Source organism: uncultured Thiodictyon sp., from assembly GCF_903828115.1.
Classification (GTDB): domain Bacteria; phylum Pseudomonadota; class Gammaproteobacteria; order Chromatiales; family Chromatiaceae; genus Thiodictyon.
The window spans coordinates 1-3,829 of the sequence record NZ_CAIKKU010000832.1 but is presented as its reverse complement, the minus strand read 5'-3'; the positions used below and the strand labels follow the sequence as shown (position 1 = coordinate 3,829).

2 protein-coding genes are annotated in these 3,829 nt (G+C 65.6%); both read right to left on the bottom strand.

Translation table 11 applies throughout. The annotated features are described in order from the left end of the window. Nucleotides 1–105 precede the first annotated feature (105 nt). Nucleotides 106–522, bottom strand: coding sequence for a hypothetical protein (locus tag QZY48_RS30935; RefSeq protein WP_295437866.1), 417 nt, complete (start codon nucleotides 520–522; stop codon nucleotides 106–108). A 63-nt stretch (nucleotides 523–585) separates the two neighbouring features. Next, a complete protein-coding gene (locus QZY48_RS30930; protein ID WP_295437862.1) occupies nucleotides 586–3,597 on the bottom strand; it encodes an HsdR family type I site-specific deoxyribonuclease in 3,012 nt (1,003 codons plus the stop codon). Between the last annotated feature and the right edge of the window lie 232 nt (nucleotides 3,598–3,829).

The window sequence follows — 3,829 nt, the reverse complement described above, 5'->3', positions numbered from 1 at the left end:
TCCGGGGCGCTACGATAACCTCGATTACGACAACGACAACGACAACGAACGTGTCTGTGTTTAACTTGTTCTTGACTCGTTACTAACCAGCATGGGCCGCATGGCTCACCCGTCCCACAAAGACCCATCCTCCCAGGTATGGACCGGAATCCAGGGCAGCCCGTCGCTGTCGACGAGCGCGGCCAGCAGCCCGCAACACCCAACCAGCGGGCTGCCGAAGGCGGTGACACACCCGGCCACCAGCAACAGGGTACCGACCAACGGCAGGCCCGAGACCAGGTGGTAGCCCGTGGGCGAGCCATGCCGACGGCGATAGCGCCAGGGGCGGACGTAGCCCAGATAGAGGTTCCAGAGCCCCAGCAGCGTGGCGCCGATGGTCAAGACCAGGCCGGCCGCCTCGCGGGCGAGCGAGGGCGCCCGCGGCCAGAGCGCGCAGGTGAGCGCGAGCAGGATCGGCGTCGCGCACAGGGCGATGCCGAGCGCCCGGCGGGCGATGTTTTTCCGTGGTTGACCCTTCGTCATTGCTCAGACTCCGCGCCGCATTCCAAGTAGGGCCGCGCCATCCGTAAGCGGGCGGCCGCCACCTCAGTAATATTGTCTGATATAGCCATAGGCTTTCTCAAACAATTCCTTGTCGCTATGTAGCCGGTACTTGAACAGGGCCCCGCGCAGGGCCTTCTTCACCTCGCGTTCGCCCGCGCTGGTCTGCTGCCAGCCAGGGAAGCGCACGATGCGCACGATCTGGTCGATGTCGTCGACCAGGCGCTCGACGACAACCGGGGTCGCGGGGTCTCGTACCTCCTGGAACAGCTCGGTGAGCGCGGCCCGGCCGCGGTCCTCATCCTGCGCGGGTGGGGTCTCCTTCTCGGCGGCGACCAGGTCGCGGGCCAGGTCCAGCAGTTCCTTGAGGAAGGCGATGCTGTGCAACTGGCCGGCCTCGTGGCGCGCCTTGAGCTGTTCCAGACGCTCGGACAGCCGCTTGAAGCGCGGGTTGCCGAGATGGCGGCGCAGCCGCGCGGCGACCTTGATCTCGATCTCCCTGGCCTTCTTCTGTTGACCGGCGGGGTCCAGGATCGCCTCAATCACGTCGGCGTCGAACACCAGGTCATCGAGATCGTCGTGGATGGTCCCGACCCGGACATGCTCATGGATCAGGGCGATGGTCTTCTCACCCAGCACATGCCAAAGCAAGGCCCCCTGACCGGTGGACGGTTTGAGCGATTCGTAGACCTGCGACAGCCAGCGGTAGTCGTCACTGAAGGGGGTCAGTAGCGGATCGGGTGACAGGGCCTCCCAGAGCCGGCTGACCACGCTGTAGTCGGCCGCGAAGGCGTCGCGCATGGCATTGTTCGGCACACAGTCCTGGGCCGCGATCAGCCCCTCGTACCCACCCAGGCCGCGGTCCACGCCGGGAAACCAGGCGAGACATTTTTGTATGGCCCCGGGCAACTGGTCCCGGAGCGCCGCGATATTGCTGACGACGCGCTCGAAGCCGGCCTCGTCGAAGGTGAGCGCCTGCGCCAGGTCGTCGAACACGCCCAGGTAGTCGATGATGAGCCCATGGGTCTTGGTGCCGCCATAGGGGCGGTTGGTGCGGCAGATCGCCTGCAAGAGGGTGTGATCGCGCAGCGGCTTGTCCAGATACAGCGCCTGCAGGATCGGCGCATCGAAACCGGTCAAGAGCTTCGCGGTCACGATCAGGATCTTGAGCGGGTCCTGGGGGTCACGGAAGCGCTCCAGCAGGGCCGCCTCCGTGTCGCGGTCACGCCGGTACGGCTTGTAGCCCGCGTCCTCCTTGTCTTTACCCGCCACCGAGATGACCACCGTGCTCGCGTCCGCGTTCAGGTGCTCGTCCAGCGCCGCCTTATAGAGCAGGCAGCACTCCTGGTCGAAGGTCACGACCATGCCCTTGAACCCATTGGGCTCGACCGTATCGCGATAATGCCTGGCGATGTCCGCGCAGATGGCCCTGATCCGCTCCGGCGCCTTGACCAGCACCGCCATCCGCGAGGCGGCCTTGCCGAGGCTGTCCCGATCCAGGTCCGACAGGTTGCCGGTGAGCGTGGCGAAGGCCTGATCGAGCGCCTCCTTGGCGATATGCAATTCAAGGCGCCGCGGCTCGAAGTGCAGCGGCAGGGTGGCCCCGTCGCGGATGGAGGTCTCGAAGCTGTAACGACTCAGATAGCCGTGCGCGTCCTGCGCGGCGCCGAAGGCATAGAAGGTATTGCGGTCGCGCCGGTTGATCGGCGTGCCGGTCAGGCCGAACAGAAAGGCATTGGGCAGGGCCGCGCGCATTGCGAGCCCCAGGTCGCCCTCCTGGGTGCGGTGTGCCTCATCGACCAGGGCGATGATCGTGTGCCCCGCATTGAGCACCCCATTGAGCACCCCGTCCGCCTCGCCGAACTTGAAGATGGTGGTGATGATGATCTTGCGCGTATCCTGGGTGAGCAGGCGCTGGAGCTCGGCGCGTGAATCGGCCTTGACCAGATTCGGAATATCCGAGGCAAGGAAGGTGGCGCTGAGCTGCGTATCGAGATCGATGCGGTCGACCACGATCAGCACCGTGGGGTTCTTCAACTGTGGGTGCATCCGCAGCTTCTGCGCGGCGAACACCATCAGCAGCGACTTGCCGGAGCCCTGGAAATGCCACAGCAGCCCCTTCTTCGGGAAGCCGGCGAGCACCCGCGCGACGATCCGGTTCGCCCCGTCGTATTGCTGATAGCGGCAGACGAGCTTCAGCCGCCGCTTCTTGCTGTCGGTGGCGAACAGGGTGAAGTTCGCCAGGATATCGAGCAGGGTGGCCGGGGCCAGCAGCCCGGTGACCGCGTCTTCCAGGTCGCTCAGGCCCGTGGGCGCGGCGTCCTCGTCCATCCGCCAGGGACCCCAGAGATTGATCGGCATCTGGATGGCGCCGAAGCGCAGTTCCTTGCCCTCGGTCGCCACGCTGAAGACATTGCAGACAAAGAGTTCGGGGACGTATTTTTCATAGTCGTCATGGACCTGGAGCGCGGCGTCGACCCAGGTCACCGCCGGCCGCACCGGGGTCTTGGTCTCGATCAGGACCAGCGGGAAGCCATTGATCAGCAGCATCGCATCCGCGCGCCGCTCGGCCGGGCCGGCGCGGAACAGGTACTGAGTGGTGACGACGTACTGATTGTTCTCCTGGTCCTCGAAGTCGATCAGGCGCACCGTGACGTGTTCATGGTTGGGCCCGAACGGCATCGAGCGCTCGCCGCGCAGCCAGGCGGTGAACTCCTCATTGCACTTCACCAACCCATCGCTGCGCACGCTGAGCACGATCGCGCGCAGCTTGTACAGCACCTCATCGGCACGCTCGGGCTGCGCCGCGATCTCCGGGTTGAGCCGGATCAGCGCCGCGCGGACCTGCGGCTCGACAAAAACGTCCTGCGGTTGCCTTGGCAAGTCAGCGGCGGCCATCGGCTGCCACCCCAAAGGAGCCCGGGCGTCCCGCCCGGGCACCCCCGCGTGCCCGGCACGATAACCCCCGGCCGCATCCCGGACCGCGTTCCGCGCGATCGGCCGGGCGAGCAGCTCGCAGAGGTAGGCCTCGATGGTATTGGATTCATTGAACGTCATCGGTGAAATCCTCTCACGGAGACACGGAGCCACAAAGAAAAAGACATAAGAAGAGACTCACCCCAAGGCGCCAAGCACGCCAAGTCCTGGTCGGGTTAGGCACGCGTCGCACGGGGTCTCGTTCAGGAACAGGCGCTTGACGCGCACCGTAACCCGGCATCCCGCCTCGCGGCCGAGTAATGCTACCCTAACCCGGCCTGCTGCACTGCCGTCACTGGGAGCGCCGCACCCC

What these genes read in the sequence shown, in the direction of transcription:
- QZY48_RS30930 (WP_295437862.1), bottom strand. Translation starts at nt 3,597, where the DNA reads ATGACGTTCAATGAATCCAATACCATCGAGGCCTACCTCTGCGAGCTG.
- QZY48_RS30935 (WP_295437866.1), bottom strand. Translation starts at nt 522, where the DNA reads ATGACGAAGGGTCAACCACGGAAAAACATCGCCCGCCGGGCGCTCGGC.